21 protein-coding genes are annotated in these 21,818 nt (G+C 50.0%); 4 read left to right on the top strand and 17 right to left on the bottom strand.

The features are described 5' to 3' along the window. Positions 1-237: 237 nt before the first annotated feature. From KI379_RS12860 to KI379_RS12835, 6 genes are all read right to left on the bottom strand, one after another. Positions 238-1,650, bottom strand: coding sequence for an MDR family MFS transporter (locus tag KI379_RS12860; protein WP_212983788.1), 1,413 nt, complete (start codon positions 1,648-1,650; stop codon positions 238-240). Between the two features lie 156 nt (positions 1,651-1,806). Then, positions 1,807-2,274 carry a MarR family transcriptional regulator gene (locus KI379_RS12855; protein ID WP_212968474.1) on the bottom strand — a complete coding sequence of 156 codons (468 nt, stop codon included), beginning with the start codon at positions 2,272-2,274 and terminating at the stop codon, positions 1,807-1,809. A 94-nt stretch (positions 2,275-2,368) separates the two neighbouring features. Next, positions 2,369-2,800 (bottom strand): SRPBCC family protein, encoded by a 432-nt coding sequence (locus KI379_RS12850; protein WP_212983787.1) that lies wholly within the window; start codon positions 2,798-2,800, stop codon positions 2,369-2,371. 59 nt (positions 2,801-2,859) lie between these two features. After that, positions 2,860-3,774, bottom strand: a complete 915-nt coding sequence (locus KI379_RS12845; protein WP_212983786.1) for a tetratricopeptide repeat protein — start codon at positions 3,772-3,774, stop codon at positions 2,860-2,862. Between the two features lie 208 nt (positions 3,775-3,982). After that, positions 3,983-4,720, bottom strand: a complete 738-nt coding sequence (locus tag KI379_RS12840; RefSeq protein ID WP_076165482.1) for an SDR family oxidoreductase — start codon at positions 4,718-4,720, stop codon at positions 3,983-3,985. A gap of 118 nt (positions 4,721-4,838) precedes the next feature. After that, complete coding sequence (locus KI379_RS12835) at positions 4,839-5,555, bottom strand: MerR family DNA-binding transcriptional regulator (protein WP_076165484.1); 717 nt, start codon at positions 5,553-5,555, stop codon at positions 4,839-4,841. A 203-nt stretch (positions 5,556-5,758) separates the two neighbouring features. Here KI379_RS12835 and KI379_RS12830 point away from each other — a divergent pair, with 203 nt between their 5' ends. Next, positions 5,759-6,835, top strand: a complete 1,077-nt coding sequence (locus KI379_RS12830; RefSeq protein ID WP_212983785.1) for a GntR family transcriptional regulator — start codon at positions 5,759-5,761, stop codon at positions 6,833-6,835. A 78-nt stretch (positions 6,836-6,913) separates the two neighbouring features. On the opposite strand, the gene KI379_RS12825 is transcribed toward KI379_RS12830, so the two are convergent. From KI379_RS12825 to KI379_RS12800, 6 genes are all read right to left on the bottom strand, one after another. After that, on the bottom strand, positions 6,914-8,047 hold the full coding sequence (locus tag KI379_RS12825) for an acyltransferase family protein (RefSeq protein WP_212983784.1): 1,134 nt from the start codon (positions 8,045-8,047) through the stop codon (positions 6,914-6,916). Then, positions 8,044-8,721 carry a GDSL-type esterase/lipase family protein gene (locus KI379_RS12820; protein WP_212983783.1) on the bottom strand — a complete coding sequence of 226 codons (678 nt, stop codon included), beginning with the start codon at positions 8,719-8,721 and terminating at the stop codon, positions 8,044-8,046. The genes KI379_RS12825 and KI379_RS12820 overlap by 4 nt, the downstream gene beginning before the upstream one ends. A gap of 185 nt (positions 8,722-8,906) precedes the next feature. Further along, positions 8,907-10,766: a sensor histidine kinase gene (locus KI379_RS12815; protein ID WP_212983782.1), complete on the bottom strand. Its 1,860-nt coding sequence runs from the start codon at positions 10,764-10,766 to the stop codon at positions 8,907-8,909. Continuing rightward, positions 10,763-11,446, bottom strand: coding sequence for a response regulator transcription factor (locus KI379_RS12810; RefSeq protein WP_076165495.1), 684 nt, complete (start codon positions 11,444-11,446; stop codon positions 10,763-10,765). The genes KI379_RS12815 and KI379_RS12810 overlap by 4 nt, the downstream gene beginning before the upstream one ends. Before the next feature lie 78 nt (positions 11,447-11,524). Further along, complete coding sequence (locus tag KI379_RS12805; protein WP_076165497.1) at positions 11,525-12,106, bottom strand: dihydrofolate reductase family protein; 582 nt, start codon at positions 12,104-12,106, stop codon at positions 11,525-11,527. A gap of 81 nt (positions 12,107-12,187) precedes the next feature. Beyond that, positions 12,188-13,162: a ketopantoate reductase family protein gene (locus KI379_RS12800; RefSeq protein WP_076165499.1), complete on the bottom strand. Its 975-nt coding sequence runs from the start codon at positions 13,160-13,162 to the stop codon at positions 12,188-12,190. A 162-nt stretch (positions 13,163-13,324) separates the two neighbouring features. Here KI379_RS12800 and KI379_RS12795 point away from each other — a divergent pair, with 162 nt between their 5' ends. Beyond that, the gene (locus KI379_RS12795; RefSeq protein WP_076165501.1) at positions 13,325-13,879 is read left to right on the top strand and encodes a TetR/AcrR family transcriptional regulator; all 555 of its coding nucleotides are present in this window, start codon (positions 13,325-13,327) and stop codon (positions 13,877-13,879) included. A 102-nt stretch (positions 13,880-13,981) separates the two neighbouring features. Here KI379_RS12795 and KI379_RS12790 read toward each other — a convergent pair whose 3' ends face one another. Continuing rightward, positions 13,982-14,839, bottom strand: coding sequence for a LysR family transcriptional regulator (locus KI379_RS12790; RefSeq protein ID WP_076165503.1), 858 nt, complete (start codon positions 14,837-14,839; stop codon positions 13,982-13,984). 151 nt (positions 14,840-14,990) lie between these two features. On the opposite strand from KI379_RS12790, the gene KI379_RS12785 reads away from it, so the two are divergent. Then, a complete protein-coding gene (locus KI379_RS12785; protein WP_076165504.1) occupies positions 14,991-15,866 on the top strand; it encodes an NAD(P)-dependent oxidoreductase in 876 nt (291 codons plus the stop codon). A 388-nt stretch (positions 15,867-16,254) separates the two neighbouring features. After that, positions 16,255-17,538 carry an MFS transporter gene (locus tag KI379_RS12780; RefSeq protein ID WP_076165506.1) on the top strand — a complete coding sequence of 428 codons (1,284 nt, stop codon included), beginning with the start codon at positions 16,255-16,257 and terminating at the stop codon, positions 17,536-17,538. Positions 17,539-17,645: 107 nt separating this feature from the next. Here KI379_RS12780 and KI379_RS12775 read toward each other — a convergent pair whose 3' ends face one another. Genes KI379_RS12775 through KI379_RS12760 form a run of 4 tightly spaced genes read right to left on the bottom strand, consistent with a single transcriptional unit; the run spans position 17,646 to position 21,808 of the window. Then, entirely contained in the window at positions 17,646-19,958 is a 2,313-nt protein-coding gene (locus KI379_RS12775; RefSeq protein ID WP_076165507.1) for a beta-L-arabinofuranosidase domain-containing protein, read from the bottom strand. Position 19,959: 1 nt separating this feature from the next. Next, positions 19,960-21,207 (bottom strand): NAD(P)/FAD-dependent oxidoreductase, encoded by a 1,248-nt coding sequence (locus KI379_RS12770; protein ID WP_076165510.1) that lies wholly within the window; start codon positions 21,205-21,207, stop codon positions 19,960-19,962. Next, a complete protein-coding gene (locus KI379_RS12765; protein WP_076165512.1) occupies positions 21,204-21,536 on the bottom strand; it encodes a 2Fe-2S iron-sulfur cluster-binding protein in 333 nt (110 codons plus the stop codon). Before KI379_RS12765 ends, KI379_RS12770 begins: the two co-directional genes overlap by 4 nt. Then, positions 21,536-21,808 carry a (2Fe-2S)-binding protein gene (locus KI379_RS12760; protein WP_212983781.1) on the bottom strand — a complete coding sequence of 91 codons (273 nt, stop codon included), beginning with the start codon at positions 21,806-21,808 and terminating at the stop codon, positions 21,536-21,538. The genes KI379_RS12765 and KI379_RS12760 overlap by 1 nt, the downstream gene beginning before the upstream one ends. Positions 21,809-21,818: the final 10 nt, after the last annotated feature.

Genomic DNA, 21,818 nt, shown 5'->3' with positions numbered 1-21,818 from the left:
TTGTGGAAATCCTCCGGTTCAGATCGTTCTGATCAGATCACCACCTTCCTCCAAATACGTCCGGTTGTCTTTCTTTGGATGCCTATGCGCCGGATGATTGTCCTGTATTCGCTAACCGCCGTCTGGAACCCTTGTCACGCAAAAAAACGAATGCCTGGTGGCATCCGTTCCTTATGGAAGCTGTGTGAATGGCAGTAAAAATGACTGCAACCGCCTTTGAAAGTGAAGAGATGATCGTTATGATGCGCTTTTTTTATGGGTAAGGAATAGACCCGGGATGCAGATTACCGCAAGGACAACGGCGGATACCAAAAATCCTGTATGATAACCCTTTACTCCGTTCGCTATCGTTGGCTGCATTCCTTGCAGGGCCGCTGCGACGACAGTTGCGATAACCGCTGAACCAAAGCTTGAACCCAGGTTTTCAATCATATTGATTCCGACACCTGCTTGCGGAAGTTGTTTGCTGTCCAGTCCTGTATAAGCGTCACTCGTAAGCGGAAGCATAATTCCTCCAAAACTGGTACCCCGGATAAACAATACGATGGAAATCCAGATCATGCTTGTATTATCGGTGATAAAGATCAGCGGAATGGAACCAATAAGCGATATGACAAGGCTGACCAGAACTACGTATTTCGCGCCGATCTGATCAATCATTTTTCCGATCAGCGGCCGGGTAATGAGCATCCCGACGCCTTGGGGAATTAACGCAAGCGCGGCCTCAATGGCGGTAAAATGCCGGAAGTTTTGGAAGAACAACGGCAGGATGATCATTGGACCCATGACGGCGATATTCGCCAAGAACAAGCCGATACTCGCAGCCGTAAAGCTCTTGTGTGCGAACAGATTCATTGGAAGCACGGTTTGATTTTTTCGGATCCGATTATATACGAAGTAAAAGACGGCTAAGGCAAGACCCATGCCCACCCACAGGATAGTTTCACGATTGTTAAAGGATGCATGGTCCGCTGCTTTCGTAATGCCGTAAATCAGGGCCGCACTCATGAAGGACAAATCAATAATTCCAAAAATATCGAGTTTACTGTCTTTGTCAAACGGTTCAAAGTCGGGAATCTTTTTCATCATCAGAGGCGCAGCAATCAGAACAATAAACACGTTAATAAAGAATATCCAATGCCAAGAGGCGCCTTGAACGATAAAGCCCCCGATGACTGGCCCTAGAATTGGTCCAAAAATCATAGGCGTGCTGACGATGGCCATCACTTTCCCCACATTTTCAGGACCTGCTGTTTGAACCAACAGGGTGGACATGAGCGTCGTTATGATCCCCGCGCTGAATCCTTGAAGCAGACGAAAAAAGATGAAACTGGAAATATCCCAGCTTACGCCTACTAACACCGAAATGACACCAAAAGCGATGACTGCTCCGATAAAGATTTTCTTTCCGTTACATGTATTCATAAGCCATCCGGATACTGGAACCGCAATCGCAAGGGCTAAAACATACCCTGTAATGGACCACTGAACGATATCCAGCGTCGTATTGAAATCCTTGGTTAGCTGGTCGATGGCGATGTTCACCATCGTTGAGTCCAGCATTGGGGCAATGGCTCCGAGAGCAATCGCCCAGGCGGCAATTAACATTTCTTTGGGCAATCCTGGTTCCTTGGCTTTGACTTTTGCCATGTTCATCACCTCACAGAAGGTTGTTGTTTGTTTCCTTGTCAACAATAACGCAACTTTGTTTCCCTGTCAACAAAATAATCATAACAAAAAAGCAGCCATGCTCCATAGAGCCCGACTGCCTGCGGTTCTCTTATTCATTATTCGAATGGGTCCATCTTAATGAATACTAATACCCTGTTTCATAATTTCGGCATCCAAATGCCTGCTGTACGCTTGGATGAAGCGAAGCATAGCGTCAAATTGCTCCTCGGTTACCTGCTCAAACACGGCTTGATCCCGCTCTTGAAACTCTTGGTGCAGTTCCTCATGGATGTTATAAATGAACTTCCCCTGTTCCGTAAGCCTAAAATAGATTTCTTTCTTGTTCTCCGGCTTCTGGTAGCTTTCGATCAGGCCTTTTTCCATAAGCTTCTTCGTTAATTTACTTAGGGCACCTCTCGTCATATAAAGGGATTCCGCAAGTTTGGTTACGTTGGGATCGTCGTTTTTTCCGATGGCTTCGATGCAATGGACTTCAGAGGGCTTATACCCCTTAAGACTGTCTTCCATCTTGGATTTATTAAGCCAAGCCATCTTGTTAAATAAGTCCCTGAAATCCATCATGACCTGTTCTTGTTTATTCATGGTCTGCCCTCCCGCCCGTTGGTGCATGACCCTATTATATGGAGATTTTGTTTCTATTTCAACAATATCGGCGGCTAAGCAAGCATTTGGCTAACTATTTGATCAGGGAGGCTCTCAATTGAACGCCATATTCCAAATACCCTTTTAAACAAGTCAACATATAGACCCATCCTTCTTTATTATCCACTAAATGACGTATCCAGTCCTGCTCGTTTTCGTTAAACCCTTCTTCCGTCACCTCGACGATACTTTCGGAAATTCCCGATTCAGCAATCGTAATGGTAACTTCATGCCCTTCTCCATCGGCGCCCCATTGAAACACGATTTTTTGGTTTTCTTTGATTTCCATGATCTTGATATCGCCCCGAGCATCGTATTCGTCGTAACTTAATGTAATCGTTTTGCCTTGTTCCCATCTTTCAGAGCTTGAAGTAAACCAGAAATTCCCTATTTTAGCTGGATCAACAAAAGCTTCAAACACCTCACTGACCGGTTTGCCGATCTTCATTTTGGTAACGTTGTTCATGCGACCCATTTCCTTTCATTTTGGAGTTTGTCCACATCATTATAGCCTGATTTCTCATTTCATTCATGATACTCGGGATGTTGATGGCGCTCGCATCCGAACAAGTAACAGCCGGACCGCAACGAAGTATCGTATTTCATGGGAGGAATACAGCCTGCCGAAATACGCTGGAGCAGCCCCTCATACGCCATCTGTTCCTCAGCCAGTTTCTGAATATACTCGGCCTTTTCATCCTCCGTCCAATCGTCGTCAAAGGCCTCTTTGTCTGCGTCGCGGATGTCCTCAGCTTTTTGCTGAATAACTTCACTTAGGACATCATGTGCGCGTGCGACCTTGTTAATTTTCAATAAAGCGTACACAAAGCGGCTGACCCAGTCGAATGTCTTCCAGTATAACTTCCATCCTTTTTCAAACCATTCAACAGCCTGCTCAAAACAGCCCAGTTCAACATACAATTCTGCCATTTCAACCTCGCCGACAAATTCTTCGTCTTCTTCGGAAAAGGCGTCCAGTTTCGCTTTAGCTTCCTCCGTTCTTCCCAGTTCAATCAGGCACTTAAGGTGGCTGTACATCGCATAATCAGAGGGCAGAGCACTACGCTGAAAATAGTCGGCAGCGCTCTGAATATCTCCCAAATGATACCTCGCGATCGCCAGGTTATTGTATGCTTCCTCCGAAGGCTGAATCTCTAAGGATCGGACCAGCATATCCGTTGCTTCCCGCCACTTTTCCATGACGATATAAACTTCACCCAACAAACTATATGGAAAATAAGATGCCGGTTTTAAAGCGATGACCTCTTGGAGCAATGCCAAGGCTGCCTCGTGATCCTCCTCTTCATGCACATAGATCCACGCAAGATTGGTCAAAGACTGAACGTCCCGTGACTCTTCCACAGCTTGTTTGAAAAGCGCTAGCGCCTCGTCGTATTTATTTTGTTCAAGGCACGCGATGGCCCTTTGATTCGTGTTCAATGGGTATTTCTCCTTTGGTCTTAGGTGATAGTCATCACGCAGCAAATCGATCGCTACACAAAAATGTTATGCGCTATGTCTCTCTGTGACAAGCTAAAAAATGATTATAGATAGAATGAACCAAATATAGCCAACAAGGAAAAAAGCTCCCGCTGCCGGAAGCTTTAATCGCCAAGTCCATCCGCTAGCGCGGATGACTCATCATTGTTCAGTTGAAACCGCCGTTAACGCGAATCGTCTGTCCCGTAATCCACCGTGCTTTGTCACTGACCAGCAGCTCGACCGCATTCGCAATGTCGTCCACTTCTCCAAGTCGACCGAAGGCGTTCATGCGGCGAAAGGAATCAATCAGTTCCTCGGATTTTCCGTTCAAGAACAGATCCGTTGCTACCTGTCCAGGGGAAATGGTGTTAATCGTGATTCCTTTAGGGCCGAATTCTTTGGCCAATTGACGGGTGATCTGCTCTACGGCACCCTTGGTTGCCGCGTATATGCTGTAACCCGGGAGCATGGCTCCTGCAATCGAAGTTGAAAAATTGATGATCGTCCCGCCTTGCGCCATATGCAAGTTCGCTTGCTGACAAGCGAAGTACGTTCCTTTCACGTTGATTTCGAAATGCCGGTCAAACATGTCTTCCGTCACTTCCGCGATTGGTGCCAGTCCCATGATTCCGGCATTGTTGACCAGAATGTCCAGGCGTCCAAACCGCTCCAGCGTCTCCGTGAACAGCGCTTCGACTTCATTCAAACGGCCTACATTGGCGCGGATGGCAGCCGCTTCGCCGCCGGCCTGCTCAATCGCCTGTACCACCTCAACCGCTTTTGCCTCATTGGAGGAGTAATTCACGACGACCTTCGCGCCGGCATCTGCCAATTGTAACGCAATTTGTCTCCCGATCCCTCTCGATGCTCCAGTAACGATGGCAACTTTTCCATTCAAACTCATATCCGTTTCTCTCCTTTAGAATGTATTGGCCGTGCCGTTTCTCCCGTGCCCGACCTTATGTACTCATTATAGGAAAAGGGGGCTCGGCATCGTTAGAACATACCTATTCAATTCTTGCCTAATTCTCTTCGAAGAAAGAATGGAGCTCAATGTATCTCATCATTTCGGATATGCCGTTCATTTGGTTTTTCAACTGCTCATTCAGCTTTTGCAGTGCCACTTTGAAAGAGCGTTCAATCGCAGCGAGATCAGATGTCTCTAAAGCGGCGAGCAGCTGCTTCATATTTTCGATAAAATAGACGGTTTTCCTTAGACTGCTCAGTACGATGATCTTTTTTAATTCCCCTGACGTAAAGACCCGATACCCGTTTTCCGGGTTCCTTTTGGAGCGAATAAGCCCCTCCTTTTCCCAATGGCGGATGGCGGAGGGGTTTACACCAGCAATCGCGGCCACTTCCCCGATTTTCATTTCTTCCGTTACATGTACATTTCTGTACTTGGTGAAATCGGTTTTCTGGATCAGGCCCATGATTTCTTCCACGCGTTGTTTCTCTACTTGAATATGGTATTGATGGAGATTGATTGTCCATAGTGCCTGTTCGACGTGCCCTTTTTTTAGCAAACTCATGACATCGTAACTGACCGGTATTTCGAATCCTTTGATTAAGGCGCGTAAAGCAATGAAAGCTTGTACATGCAGCGGCGTGTAATATCTTCGATTACTGGCTGTGCGAGGCACATCCGGCACCAAATCGAGTTCTTCATATCTCCGCAAGGTGGTGGTGCTGACATGAAGTCTCGTGGCCATCTGCTTCGGCGTGTAGTTTTTGTCCATGGACGGTCCCTTTCCTTAATGTAAAACCTTAAACTATAGTAACCATATTATAAGAATTACGGGCCGGACCTACAAGGAAAGTTGGGATATCAGCATACATACGGTATCTGTCGCAACTTGTTTCAAGCCTTGCAGTGCAGAACCATATATTTTACCCCGATGTACGATATAATTAGGGATATGTCTATAAGAGGTGAACCTACATGAGCAAGAACGACTCAACACTGCCCAAGTACCAGTTAGTGAAGGATTATGTGCTTTTGCAAATAGAAAATAAAGAGCTTGGCACCCATGACCGAATTCCGAGCGAATCCGAGTTCTCCAAACTGCTTGACGTCAGCTCGATTACGGTGCGAAAGGCGCTGGCGGAGCTGGTCAATGAAGGGGTCATTTACCGCATTCGGGGAAAAGGGAGCTTTGTCGCCGATCCGGCCGTTTCTGTACATAAAACATCCAGTTACGTCACTTTTATGATTTCCGGCAACGAAATGTATGACGCTTCGTATATGCAGATCATTAAAGGGATTCAGTCGTTCATAAACCAGCAGGACTGCAGGCTCATCATTGAATTTGTGGAAAACGACGTGGATCAGGAGCGTGAGGTCATTCAAAAGCTGATCCAATCCGAGAACCGGGGACTGCTTATTTATTCCGCGCATCCGGAGTTGGCCAAGGGATATCTGAACGAGATTCGCCGACAGTCGATTCCCTTTGTCATGCTCGATCGTATTCCTGCAGGTTATCCCGTCAATTGCATTACGTGCAACAACCACGACGGCGCCTACGAAGCCGTGGAGTATTTGATTGCCCAAGGTCATCGGAAAATCGGATTTGCGGCCTATGATTTTCATCTGAGCACCGAGGTTGACCGGTTCAACGGGTACCGGAATGCCATGACTCACGCCTCCCTTGCCCCGGCTGACGAACTGTTATACCTGGAGCGGGATTTGGACTATACGAAGCTATGCAGACAAATTCAGCAGGGCGAGCTGACTGCACTCTTCTGCGTGAACGACCGGCGGGCGCTCGAAATGATCGGGCAGCTTACCCAGCGGGGAGTCAACATTCCCGAGCAAGTATCCATCATGGGCTTCGACGACATCGAAAGCGCCAAATACGCCAAAGTATCGCTGAGCACCGTCAAGCAGAATTTTGAGGAACTCGGCTACGAGGGGGCAAAGCTTCTGTTCGAGAACAGCAGCAGTGAAACGCTCAACAGGTACAAAAAGATCTTGCTGTCCACTCAGCTTGTCATACGCGAATCGGTCAAAAAGCTATAGTCTTGCCGCGGCCGGGTCCTAAAAAAACAACAACCCGAACGGCTAAAAGCAAGGGTTGTTGTTTTTTGACTTTAAACTCTAGGATTCCATGGAAGACCGTTTGTCTGTATTTCCTCGTTGTCTACTCCAGATACTATAGCCATAGCGAATGGGTTTTTCCAGGTACGTCCAGGATATCGCTGCGATGACCAGAACAGCAGTCATTTGCACGGCTGTATGAAGGAAAGACCGTTCCTCTCCTGTAAATGTAAGCAAGAGTATCGGGTAATGCCAGAGATAAATTCCATAGGAACGAATACCCAACCAGCGAAGCGGCTTCCAGCTTAGGCAGTGCCCGATCCATGTAGAGGGCTGAACGGCCGCGGCGATGACCGCTGCTGTGGCCGTACTTTGCAGTACCATGCCGCCTTGGTACAGGAAGGGTTCGTATTGGCTTGTCCCGCAGATCATCCAAATTAGAACAGCTAGCCCAACAAATCCCGTGAAATCCATTGCGATTGTCGAAAGCCCAGTTCCCCCCTTTCCCTCCTTGCCCAAATTACCAGCGGGCCGGCACAGAGCAAGTCCGGCTCCCATCAACAGCGAGAACGCACGCGTGTCGGTTCCATAATACACCCTGCTCGTATCCAGCAGCCCTGGTACGTAGAGGAAGTACATGGCTAAGGCTGAAGCCAAAGCACCTATAAGAATTATCGCGAACAATAGTTTGCGGTTAGTAACGAAGCGGAGTCCCAGCATGAGTATTACCGGCCAGACCAGATAAAACTGTTCTTCAACGGCTAAAGACCAGAAATGCATAAGCGGCGAAGCTGTATTGAACCGCGAGAAGTACGCTGTGTCGTTAACGATAAACCACCAATTGGTTACATACAGCAAGGACGCTGCAATATCGCCCCATAATTCGGCCAAACGTGTGGTTTGAAATAAGGCGAGCCAGACGATCACAACGAGCAGTACCGAGCACATGGCGGGAAGCAGCCTTCGGGCGCGCCGGACCCAAAAGTCCCGCAAATCGATCCGCCCGGTTCCTTCCCACTGCCGGACGAGCAGATCCGTAATCAAATATCCGGAGAGCACGAAGAAGATGCCGACACCTAAAAAACCGCCGGGAAACCACCCCAAATTCAGATGGTAAGCAACGACTGCACATACAGCCAGCGCTCTGATCCCATCCAGACCGGGGATATAGTGAGCTTGTCCCGGATTACTCATGACTCGGGTGTGTTCAGATGGGCTTCCGCTTTTTGAAGAAACCGCGGATAAAACTCATCCTTGAAGTGAACGCCATCCTCGGTATGAAGATCCGCACCCGTCTGGAAAATGGATGACAAGTCGATATAGTCAACGTTTTCATGGGCGGCCATCTGTTTCAGCGAACGGTTGTAGTCCGGGATTTGTTTGTAGCGCGGTTCTTCTTTTAATACTTGGTCCGTCACTGGCGTAACCGATAGAACGTGGATGTTTACATTCGGTACGGCTTTACGAATCCCCTCGATCAGCTTGGCATAATGGACCATGGAATTGGCGATAGGATCGTCTACCGGCATGAGAAGGTCATTGGATCCAAGCATGATGAACACATGCGCCGGCTGCCTTGCGGCGATTTGATCCACGTCTTCAATGGCAAATTGAGCCGTTGCTCCCGCATTGGCGATGGTTTGACTTTTGTCCAACCATTTAGCGATCTTTTCCACAAACGAATCCCCGACGAACATACTGGATGCAAACGCCGACCGCGCAGCATTTGCTTCGGTGCTCGCTTGCTGATCATTCACCGCACCTGGTGTATCTGTCGATACCGTACTGCCATTTACTCCCAAGCTGCAAGCCGATATGGAACAAGCCATCGCCCCGGCAAGCAAAATAAACCCCATTTTTTTCTTCATGTTGAAGGACCTCCTTGATTTCTGTTCCTTGTGTTCGTAAGTCAGCATAAAAGAACCAAATCAAGATCAGGTAAAGATGAAGTCAACAGGAGCTAAAGAATGGTTCTTCCAAGCTAGACAAAACAAAACGCCCGTCCTGCATCATACAGAACCGGCGTTTCCTTGCGAGGGAATGGTTACATTCATCAAGCCTTGTGGAGGTAAAAGTAAAACAGGACACCATCCTCCGTGTTCATGGCGCGATAACGGGAGCCGTGGAGCTCCAGAATATTTTTGCAAATGGCTAGCCCGAGTCCCGTTCCTCCATCCGACCGCTTCCGTGCAGCATCTCCCCGGTAAAAGCGGTCCCAGATTTTATCCAGCTGGTCTTCAGGGATTCTGGCACCTTTGTTCTCAACGCTGACTTTAACAGCCTCTCCTTCTTCTCTGGCCGAAATATGGATCGACTGGTTTTCCGGTGTATACCGAATGGCATTCGTCAGAAAATTGGCAAGCACCTGCTCGATCCGTTGACGGTTGCCCCATACTCTCGCTTGGTCGACTTGAATCATCAAATTCAAATGTTTATTCTCCATATCCAGCGTCAGCAGCCCGCACGCATCGTGAATGGCTTCATCAATGTCAAACGGCTCTCCCTTCATTTGGTAGGTGCCGGATTCGAATTTAGCCAGCTCGAGCATATCCACGACCAGCAAATTCATGCGGTCCACTTCCTTCTCCAACGCTGCCATGTAGTAATCGTTCTTGTGCCGGGCTACGCCGTCCTTCACGGCGGAGAGACAGCTTTTCATCACGCTGAGCGGATTTTTTAGCTCATGGGACACGCTCGCGATAAACTCTTTGCGTGTGTTTTCCAGCTTCTTTTCTTTTTCGATGTCCTGTTTCAGCTGTTCAATACGGGAGTGCAGGGCGTCAGACAGTGTGTTGATATTTTTGGCCAAATCGCCGATTTCGTCTCTGGACAAGACAGGAACCTTCTCGGAAAAATTCAGGTTGGCAATTTTTTCAGTAACCCGGTTGATCTGCAGTAAGGGACCGGCAATTTTCCTTGAGTAATAGTAGGACGCAAACAGAATCAGCACGATGGCAAAACCAAGGACATAACCGTAATAAGCCTTGACCATATTCAGCGCATCGTCTACAGGCTGCAGGGATACCATAGCGAACAGATATCCCTCTCCGCCCACCGAATCCTTCACCCGCAGGACGACCTGCTTATAGGGAATATCGTTCCGGTGTTCGTCGGTAATCTGCAAGGATGGTTCGTCCGCTATACCAGGGTTCAACAGGAGCTCGGCCTGATAAGCCCGCGCCCGCTCCATAAAGAAAGATTGGGGAGCAAGATACGACAGAGATGTGAAACTATCCTGCGGTACATGAACGGCTTGGACGGTCCCAATGATCATCGTTACCAGTGAAGTTTCCGCTGTGCCGGAATACTTCTCATGAAGATACTGATTCACCTGCTCCTCAAGCTGCCGGTTTTCCCAAAAGGGCTGCCCTTTGACCCCTTCCAGCTGTGCCGGTGTTAAAGCGCCTAGCGTGCCGGGAGGGAAAATTCCGGTTTTTCCGATGATGTAAGGAATAAGCGCGGAATCCTTGACGACACCGTAAATACTGATTCGCATTCCCGGAGATAATTGGGGAGTTTTCCCGCCAAGGATCTCCTCCTGGTTGACTAGATGGTAGAGGGGTATCCGGATTTCTTTGTTCGAGAGCTCCGGGTGCTCTTGGGAAGAGTCCAGTTTGACTTCCATCGCAAAATCGTTCGCTTGATGCATGTTCCCGTATCGATCGAGCGGGGTGATCCATACATGGTACTGGTCGTAGAACTTCTGCTCCAGCTGCAGTATGGCTTTTTCACTACCCGGCGTTTGCTCGTATTCATTGGCGAAATTCCGGATGGATTTAACCGTTTCCTTTACCTTCTGGTTCGCGTAAAACTGTTTAAAAAATACCGTCTGTCCTATGACGACCGCACCCAAAATCAGCATGCACAGCGCGGCCGTAAGCAAAAATAACTTAAAAACGATCCTCGTCCTCATGCCGGATCCTCGAATTTGTAGCCGATCCGAAGAATGGTTGTGATCAAACTTGACTTATCGCCGAGCTTGATGCGCAAATTGCGGATATGGGTATTCAAAGTCCGGTCGTCCCCCGCATCTTCATACCCCCATATTTTGGCGATGAATTGTTCCCTGGTGATGACCATTCCCGGGTTTTTCATCAGCAGGACTAAAATTTCATATTCCGTAAAAGTCAAGTGAAGTGCTCTGCCGTCAACGGCGGCGGATCTTGAAGTGAGATTCAGGCTAATGCCGCCAAGCGACAAGCTCTGATGGACAGCGTTGACCGGTTGCCGACGACGGCTGTCGAGCAGACGCTTCGCTCTAGCCATCAAAATAGGCGGGCTGTAGGGCTTGGTTACGTAATCATCGGCACCCAGTTCAAATCCGAGCAGTGTATCCTCTTCATCCGACCGGGCCGTCAGCATGATGATCGGAACATTTGACGTTTTGCGGATCCGCCGGCATACCGACCATCCATCCAACTCAGGCAGCATGATATCCAGAATAATTAGCGCAGGATCGTTCGTTTGAAATAGATGCAGGGCTTCTTCCCCATCAGCAGCCTCCAGCACTTCATACCCCTCATTCGCAAAATAATCTTTGGCAATTTCCCTTAAAATGGCTTCGTCTTCGGCAATTAATATCGTTTCTTGCATGGAATCTCTCCCGGCTTTCGCATTTCTTAGTTCATAAAATCTTATTGTAAACGAAGCCCATAAAACAAGACAACCTTCCTAGAAAGGTTGTCTTGTTTTATTTGCCGCCTGATACTGTAAACCAACGACTCCGTTGGAATAGGTTTTAGTTTGCGTCAACTGCAGCGACTGCCGCTGTCCGGCCTGTGCGAATAAATGCTCGCCTTGGGATGCGACGACCGGATGAACCAGCAGCCATAATTTGTCGTAAAGCCCGTGCTCGATAAACGTTTGCCACGTCTTCACGCCGCTTTCCACTGAAATTCGCTGCACGGCTTTCTTTCGGGCTTGGAGTTCTTCATTAAGGGAGTGCTCGTCTTTCACCAGCAATAATTCCGAGTTTCTCCAGGATAATTCCACATCGGCGTGCGATACCACCAGTTTAGGAATGTCGTTCATCTTTTTGGCAATGGCCTGCTCCAATGCATCGGATGAGTTCTCCGCCTGCTGCCAGTATTCGGCTAATGAGGCGTACGAGTTTCTGCCGACGATGATCGTGTCGATCGTCTGATAATAGTCCAGATAATCTTCGAGAATTTCCCTGCTAAGCGTCATCCACAGATGCTCATCCGACACAATGCCATCCAGCGAGACCTGCATGGTAAGAATGATTTCACCCATATCAATAACAACCTCCCATAAAAGCGTTGTAATTAAATGCATTATATCAGTGATCCCGGGAGCATGTTTCTCACCGATTGCTCATTCTCCAACTCGGTCAATTGAAGACAGTTGAAGGTGTTGGATGTCAGTATTTTTACTGAAGAAAAACTGTTTCTCAAGATCGTCCAACCGGGGAGTAGGTATACCCGCATTACGCTTCCAATCGCCGAACGCTTCGAAGAAGGCGGCGATTTCCTCGAAAGATCCGTCCACCAATCGGGCTACCGGCACGCTGTGGTAAATTTTCAGCGCCAGGCTGGCCGTCCGTTTATGGTTGCGGAAAAATGCTGCTTGACCGGCAGGCGTAATCGTATATCCCAAGGCTTCAAGCACCCCGAAACCTTCATCAATCGCCGCAATGATCTGCGTACGTATTTCTTTATCCTTGGCTATTTCTTGCAGCCTTCCGCCTTTGGCAAACAAGGCAGCATTCATCGCCAAAATTGGAACGATGTGGCTCTTTAACCAAGCGTCCATATCCTTATGAAACACCAGCTTGTATTTGGTACTTTCGAACGCTTTTTCCAGCAATGACCGAAAAGAAACCGGCACGTCAATCCCGCCCAGTACCATTTGCCCGCCTGCGCGGATACAGACGATGCGTCCATTTTCCCTCCGCCCCGCGCTAATCTGAAAACCAAAGGCGACCTGTTTATCGGTCCGGCTCATTTGCTGCAGTTCATGCTGCATCCTGCGAGAATCCGCATTATTTCCTACCAGAACGATATGACGGCTCTGATTCGCAGCCAGTACAGGCAGCACGGATGGAAAATCCGGATAGGTCATGACGACAAAGATGAGATCGAAGCTCTCCTCTGCGTCCAAAGAACGAATAACCCGGGTCCGGTCGACCGTCGTTTTGCGCTGAAAATAGTGGCGGATGACGAGGCCGCTCTGCTCCAGTTCCTCCGCCCGCTTGCCTCTGGCCAATACAGTCACATCATGGCCTCCGCGCACCAGTACGTGCGCCAAGTAGCTGCCTAAAACGCCTGCCCCGTAAACCAATATGTTCATAAATACTCCTCCGCTCCATTATTTTTAACAAATATTGATTTATCAACAAATGTTGATTAGACTTAGCATATCAATGCGATAAGACGGCATCAATCGGTAATGTTCTTGCTTTTGTCGATAAATCAACAAACACATATTGAGTGTTCAAAAAAAGGAGAAACGATGGATAGACGGATTGCAAAAACGCGGGAAGCGATACTCAAAGCCTTCGTCGAATTATTGGAGGAGAAAAAAATCGAGCATATTACGATCAACGAAATTGCGGATCGGGCTAATGTAAACCGGGGGACCATTTATTTGCATTATGCCGACAAATACGACTTGCTGGATCAGTGTATCGACAGCTACTTGAAGCAATTGTACGAGACCTGCATGCCTGGAAAAGACACAACCTTGTTTGCGTCCGATGGCCCGCTGCTTGAAACGTTTGAATATTTGGAACGGCATGCACACATCTACGAAACGTTGTTGACAAGAAAAGGAACCCACGCGTTCAGAGGCCAAATGATGACTTTCATCATCAGGGGTGTCGAGGAGCAGGTCCAAACTTATGGCCTTCCGCAAGGAGCGAATCGGGAGATCACGGTACAATTTGTGGCGGCTGCAATCACGGGGCTGGTGGAATGGTGGATCGTAAATTCGATGCCGTATCCGCCAGAAGTGATGGTTAAACAATTGGTGATGCTGCTGGAACAGCATCTGCCGACGGTATCCTGATGCAAACCAGACACGCATACAAGCAGCAAAAAAGCCGCCTGATTGGCGGCTCTTCGTGTGTACCTCCTATAAGGACGCTGTCTGATTTTTTCCCCTCCATCATTACACAGCCATGGATTCGAGTATCAACTTGGAGAATGCAACGAAAGCTTTGCTGGAATAACGATCTTTGCGGCGGATAAGACAGGTCTGCGTATATCTGTACTGTTCCGGAATCGGAAATGCCCCAAACGCCGAGTAGTCCCCTGCTAAGACGGAGGCCGGCAGCAGCGTGGCAGCAAGTCCGGAGCGTACGCACCCGATCAGCGTCTCCAGCGAGCTGAATTCGATGATATTATCGAAAGAAACTCCCTCGCTTCGCAGCCAATCCTCCAATGCCCGCCTGAATGGACAACCTGCCGGCGACACGGCCCATCTCGTCTGTGACAAATCCGGGAACCCGCGCATATGTGACGGGGTTACCAAAGTTAACTCTTCGCGCTGGATATGTTCAGATACCAGGTGCGGAGAAGCAAATTCGCCGGTCACGAACGCTCCATCCAATTGATGGTCCAGCACTTTAGTCAGAAGATCCGGTGACGTCCCGGACCAAATGGACAGCGAAACATCGGGATACCGGCGTTGAAATTCTGCCAGGGTATCCATGAAATCCAGACAAGTTACGCTGTCCACCACGCCGATCGCAAGCGGTCCGCTGGGAAATTCCGTTTCTTTAACGACTTGCACCGCTTCTTCCGACAAATTCAGAATACTCTTCGCGTATTCACTGAAGGTCACTCCTTTATCGGTCAACGTTACTCCTTTAGGATGTCTGTAAAATAAGGGAAGACCGAGCTCTTCTTCCAACTTGCGAATCCTTGCCGTCACATTCGATTGTACATAGCCCAATCGTTCGGCAGCCCGGGAAATGTTCCCTTCTTCTGCGATGGCCAGAAACACCTTCAGATCCGATAGCTCCATTTACGACCAACCCTCATTTCGGTATCAATAATAATGATGCTTGTATGATTTTCAATCATTATACGCCAAATCGATCCTGCCTTACAATGAAATAGCCGAGGGATTACAAACACGAATAACGGCAAAAAATCATGGGGAGGAATGAACAAACATGAGTGATATAACGGTTATTGGGGCGGGTCCTATGGGTTCAGCGTTAGCCCGGACCTTACTGCGCAGCGGCAAGAAGGTGACGGTCTGGAACCGGACAAGCGAGAAGGCAGAGGCTCTCGTTCAGGAAGGAGCGGTTTTTGAGCCCAATGCCGCATTTGCTGTGAATGCCAGCCCAATCATTATCGTATGCGTGGCAACCTATGAGATATCGCGGAGCATCTTGGGATCAGAGGATGTCGCCGCTAGAATGGCCGGTAAGTTAGTGGTGGAGCTCAGCACGGGGACTCCTCAAGATGCAAGGAACAGCGAGGCGTGGGCACATGAACAGGGTGCCGATTATCTGGACGGTGCCATTATGGCAACACCTCCTCAGATAGGAATGCCTGATACACCTATATTCCTGTCAGGCTCGGAAAGCGCATATCGGCGAAGTGAGCCGGTTCTTAGAGTATTGGCTGGAAACCTTATATATCTGGGCGAATCGGTTGGATCCGCCTCTGCATGGGATTTGGCTGCCCTTTCCACGTTATTCGGATCGATGTTCGGCTTCTTTCACGGCGCGCGCATTCTTGAATCCGAAGGTCACCGGGTCGATACGTTCGGTTCTATGATAGCCGACATCTCCCCTGTTTTCGGGCAAATGATCAAGCATGAAGGAGAACTGATTCAGTCGGAGACTTATGATCAGCCCCAAAGCTCGGTCAAAACCTGCATGTCAACGGCAGAGTTATGGGTGAAGCAGGCAAGCGAAGCACGGATCAATCCGGATTTCCCCAATTTCGCCAAGGGATTATACGAAAAGGCGATACAAGCCGGATACGAAAACGAAGAGCTTGCTGCGGTCATTAAAGTTCTCCGGACGGACAATGAATGAGGCAAACGGAAACCCTCGAGTGCAAATGAAATTTTATTTACATCGACACCTAAGTCATATTGTCTGCAGAAATTCGGCGTGATAGAATATGTACACTTACAATCGGTAAAAAGGGGAATCGACAGGATATGCTCCTCACTGGTCGTTCTGAAGTGCAGGCTTAATCGCATACGAAAGCAGGAAATCTCCATCTTTGACGTTCTGTCAATCCGCAGAGCTTTGATTCGATGCGCCTTTTTCCTGCTTCCCACTTCAGAACATCAGCACAACAAGCAGCACTTTGGTCGGAGGCAGGCGCTCTTTCGCGCTCCTCAGTTCCGAAGTTACAAGCTTCCGTGGATCTGTAGTTCCATGGGAGCTTTTTTGCTGCCATAAAAGGAGAATAGCCATGTACCCTTCTAAAGCCTTACCTTACGTTTTTTTCGGTTTGCAGGGTTTTTCCATGTTGGGAAGCCGCATGACCTCCATTGCGATCGGGCTCAAATTATACCATGAAACGGGTCAATCGACCCCCTTGCTGCTGCTGGCACTTTTCAATGAGCTTCCCCTCTTGTTCTTGGGCGGCTGGATCGGCATCGCTGCTGACCGCTGGAAGCGCAAAACGGCCATTATTGCCGGAGATACAGGCCAGGCGGTCTGTACGCTGCTGCTCGTGATATGCCTGATGAACATCCATTCCACGCTGTGGCCGGTCTATGTTATTGCTGCCGTGCAGGGATTGTTTGTAGCGCTGCAGAGCACGGCAACCTCCGCCATGATCCCGCTTATGGTGAGGGATGAAGAGCTGGATCGCATAAATGCCATGAAAGAGCTGCTCTTTCCGCTTGCAGGGGTGATCGCCCCTTCGTTGACTGGTTTACTCTACGAACCGTATGGAATTAGCATCATCTTGGCGGCGGATCTGTTCACCTTCCTGATAGGAACCGGCGTGGTCGCTTTTCTCCCGCTGCCTGAAATGAAGCACGAAGAAAGACCGCTGGAGAAAATTCGCATATGGAACGATGCCATTCAAGGTTTCCGATTTTTGTGGAAAAACAAACCGCTGCTCTATCTGCTTCTGTATTTTGGATGGTGGAATTTTATTCTGAACGGGCCGCTTGAGCTGGCTATCCCTTTTTTCCTGCAGCGCACAGGGAGCAGCGATGCTTTGACCTTGCTGTTGGGAGCAATGAATGCCGGTGCTTTGGCCGGTGCGGCTGCCGCTGTATGGTGGGGACATTTTCGGTATAAAATCAGGTTCATCTTCAGCGGCTCAATCCTCACCTCCTTGATGTTTGTCCTGCTCGGAACGAGCACTCATGTCATCGTGCTGGGAGCCGCCGTATTTTTGCTTATGCTTCCACTCGCGATGACAGGGGCTTTGTTTTACTCCATTTTGCAGCGTAAAACGCCCCTTTCCCTTCAAGGACGAGTATTTGCCGCATATGGCCAGTTATGTGCCCTCATGGCGCCCATGTCCTTCCTTATTACGGGACCGATGGCCGATCAATGGCTCGAAAGGTTCCTCCTTGGGACGAAGCTGTCCCCTTGGCTTACCTGGATCATCGGTTCAGAAAATGCGACCTCGATTGGGCTCATCTTCGTCGTAAGTGGTCTTCTGCTGCTCCTCGGGGCGATGTGGACGCTATCTTCCCGCCAGGTTCGCCGTTTAGATTCAGACATCGACCTATAGGATAGAAAATTTAACGCCGCCGGTATATTACCGGCGGCGTTAAGGTTTTAATCGGATTCGATTAATCAAATTATAACTCCTATTGTGACTTGCCGTACTTTGTTTTATCACTGATCCATGGTTGAACCTTCGGCCAAGAAGTAAACGTGGTAGCTCTCGTTGTGGACATCTGCCAGCGGAATAAATGTTACATCGTCCTTTATATAGCGGAATTGGAGCCCTTGCGGTCCGGTTTCCTTGACGAATTGATTGTCCAGATCTCCTTCCTGAAGCGGAAGCCGCAGGTACTCTTTCGAGTCCGATACCGCAGCCAAAATATAAGGCCCGTAAGCAAGCGATACGCATTCTTTCCGGTCAGGAGCCGATTCCAGACGAATCCGGCAGTCGAGCCTCAAATAAATCACATCACCGTCCTTCCAATCCCGATCCAGGGACCAATAACCGTCTGGCCCCAGCATGTAATCGACCTGGCGGCCGTTGATCGCCACGACGCCGCCTTCCGGGCTCCAGTAAGGTCGGCGGATTTTCAAAATAAACCTACCATCACCCTGTATCCGCAGTGTAATCTGCCCCGGTTCATGCTTCTGCGCAGAAAGTGCTATGGTTATCCCCTGCTCCGCCCAATCCAAGGTGGAAGACACAAAGAGATTGACGAACAGCGACTGCTCATCGTAAAAATAGATCGCTTCAGGATACTTAAAATGATTTTCCAAGCCGGTGCCATGGCAGCAAGTGTTGCTTGTCGAATCGAATGACTTTCTGCCTCCTGGCTCTAGCGGCATGAAGTACGTGCTTCCTCCCGTTGGTTTGCTGTCGCCCGAAGCCAGGATATGATTAAACATCGTCCGTTCGTAATAATCCATATATTTCGCCGCAGGTTCATAGCCGAACAATTCCTTCGTCAGCTTTAACATATTATAGGAAGCGCAGGTTTCAGCGGTTTTATCGCTGAGGTATTCCCCGATCTTGCCCGCCTGCCGAAACATTTCGCCTTCACCCGTTCCTCCGATCGAATAGATGTGGGCATTCGTCACCGCATGCCAAAAGAAATGCGCGATCTCATAATATTTCTTCTCGCCGGTAGCCCGGAATATGTTCAGGGCACCGATAACCTGTGGTATATGCTGATTGGCGTGAAGCCCACCGAGCGCATCGATGCGCTCCAGCATCGGAACGAACAGCCGGTCATTGTCAAACCATTTAGCCGCCGCCAGATGGCTTGGTTTACGCGTCAATTGGTACAGCTCCGCAAGCGAATCGTTCATGCCGCCGAACTCGCCGGCGATGTACATGCTCCACATCGTTTTCAGCACGTGGTTGGGCAGCCTGCCTAATCGGTGATATACCCAGTCGCCGAGACGGCCGGCGATCCCGAGTGCGGTGTCGCTGTCAAGAAGACGATGAACGTCAAGCAATCCGGCGAGGATTTTATGCAGCGTATAATAAGGCGCCCAAATTTCCGGATATCTCGTAAATGATTCCAAGCGGTCAAATTGCTCCTCGGAGTAACCGCTCAGAAATCCCTCATGATAACCGGGTTTTGCAGAAAAAGCCTGCTGGCATTCCTCTAACGAGCCGATCATATATTCCGCCTTTTTTTTGATGTCTCTATCCCCTGTTGCCGCGTAGCAGAGTGCCAGGGCGGACAGGTAATGCCCTGTCGTATGTCCTCTGAGCAAACAATCCGGCGAATCCCAGCCGAGCATTTCCGGGGCATCCTTCGTATCCAATCCGGCAGCAGCCCGGAAATTATACAGCATCTGATCGTCATTGACGGATTTCAGAAATGCCAAGCTTCGGTTTTGTGCAGCCTGAAAGGCTGTTTCGCCGCCAAGCCGGACTGCACCTGGAGAAAAGCTTAGTACAGTCGGAAGCGGATCCATCTTTTCCTGTTCAATTTTGGCTTGAACCAAAATTTCCGCAGTGACCGGAATTTCCGTATCCTTGAGAAAGCCTCGTGCGGCTGCAGGTCCGGTTTCTTGAAACACGCGTTCTTCCCCGCCTACCCAATTCACAGCATGGGTTATGACCTCGTGCTCTTCGGTTTCAACCACCGCGACGGAAGGCAAATATACCACCTCACCGAGTTCAGCCCTCAGGGATATGGGATAAATCCGGGACACTTTGATGTTATTTTCTTCTTCCAAAATGGTCACATGATACACTTGTTCCTTTACGGTTTCTCCATGGCGGAACGTCGCAATAAGCGGAACGGTCCGTGTGCCGAGACCGTATTTTGGACGGGCCACCTTGCCGTCATCCTTGATGAACCGGCTGTCTCCCGACTGCCAGGAGATCTCCGATCCGTACTTTCCTTCCCTGGGCAGGTTGATGTCGAATTCGACTGTGCCGAGATTACCCAGATACAGGGCTTCCATGTCTTTTAAGACGATCATTTCGTCATCGTGATTGGAACTCATGTCATCCCTCCTTCTTTATCCCGTGCTTCTCCCTCTGAAACCTGCCCCACTTCCGGTAAAATTGATCCCTGGCCTCCTGGATGCCCGGCCGGAATTGAATGAGCGCGGAGGCGCGCACGCGTCGCACATCCTGCACGGCTTCCAGTACTTCGCGCTCATGATGTTGACCGGGAAGGCCAGTGTCACCGCAAATCGTGGCGGCCGCAAGGCGCCCTTGAGCCATGGCCACCAGCGCGCTCTCGATTCCGGTAATATTTCCGGCTACGTACAGCCCTTCCACCGGAGTCCGCATTTGCTCATCGTGAACCGGTACGTGGCCCCCCAGCTCTTCCGCATACACAAACGGACAGCCGGCTACCGACGCCAATTCGGCCAAAGGGTATAACCCTCCGGCAATCGCCACAAAATCAACAAGCTCCTCCCGCTGGCTTCCCGGAATAACGGCGCCTTCTCCGTTGACATCCGCAAGGGTGACCGATTGAACCTGGCTGCGCCCGTTAATGGATACGGCAACGGTTCGCAAACGTAAGGGGATTTCCCAAATCTTGATCCCGCTCCTTGGAATGAACCTCGATACGAAACCCGCCATCCCCAAAGCGTTTGCAGCTTTTCCTCCGATCCTCATCAGCGGTGACGGCGCCAAATGGGCCATCCCCATCAGTTCCTTCAGGCTCTCTTTTGGCGATGCTTCTTTGCCGGTTATCGGCCCAATCCTGGGCAGGACAATGCCTGCGATCGAAACGCCGCTCACCGACAGCTCGCGGGAGATCGCCATGGCGAGCACATTGACGCCTATGATCAAGCCTCGGCGTCCCGGTTTGACGTAATGGACATTGGCCATCACCTGTGCGGCGCCGATCGACATGACTCCCGGCAGCGTCCACCCCGGCAGGGGGTGGGGAATTTCAGCGCTGCCTGTGGCGAGCAGTACGTTCCTTGCCTGCATGGATCCTTCGGAGGTCTTCAGGACCCAAACGGCGCCGCTTCGCAGGATGCTGTGGACGGATACTCCGCACCGAATCTTTACTCCTAGCGCGGAGCACTTGTCGAGAAGCTGCTCGGCCACCTGTCTTCCGACCCACCAATGTCCTTTCTCCTCGTGAAACTGCCCTAACATGCGGCCTCCTGGTTCGGGAAATTCGTCCACCACGGCAACGCGGAGACCTCGGCTGGCAGCTTCCGCAGCCGCCGACAATCCTGCCGGACCGGCACCGACGATCAACAGATCAAAAGGAATCGCCTGCGTCATGGAAGCCTCCTCCCCGTAATCTCATTGGGAAGACGCTCCCCTTCCGAGATGCACATCCCCGCTTCCAAAGGAGTCAGGCAGGCTCTCACCGAACCTTTGCCCTGCACGTTCACCCGGCACTCCATGCAGTGGCCGATGGAGCAGTACAGACCGCGGGGGCTGCCCGACTCCTCATGCCGACGCAGTGTTCGTAGGCCCAAGGCGAGCAGCGCAGCCGCAATCGGCTCGCCTTTCAGCCCGGCCCATTTCTCCCCGTTAAACGTGAAATCTACGGGTTCCCGCTTTGTTTTCCTCGGTCCCAAGATCGGATGATTTTCAATTCTGTCCATTACACCTCTCCCTTCGCCAGCTGCCCGAACGTGACGGGACGGATCGGCGGACGGTAAGACAGCTGCTCCGCATCCCGGGGTAACTGCGGGTTCTTCATATGAACCCAGGCGTCGAGCATCTGTCTGCATACCCGGCCCTGGCAGGCTCCCATTGTCGCTCTCGTCTTCATTTTGATCTGCCTGGCTGTACAGCAGCCCGATTGGTAGGCTTGCTCCAATTGTTCCAAGGTCACTTCTTCACAACGGCAAACGATCAGGTTTGATGTACTCATAGCCGGCCTC

This window comes from Paenibacillus cineris (assembly GCF_018333335.1).
GTDB classification, from domain to species: Bacteria; Bacillota; Bacilli; order Paenibacillales; family Paenibacillaceae; genus Paenibacillus_AQ; species Paenibacillus_AQ favisporus.
This window is presented reverse-complemented; position numbering and strand designations above follow the sequence as displayed.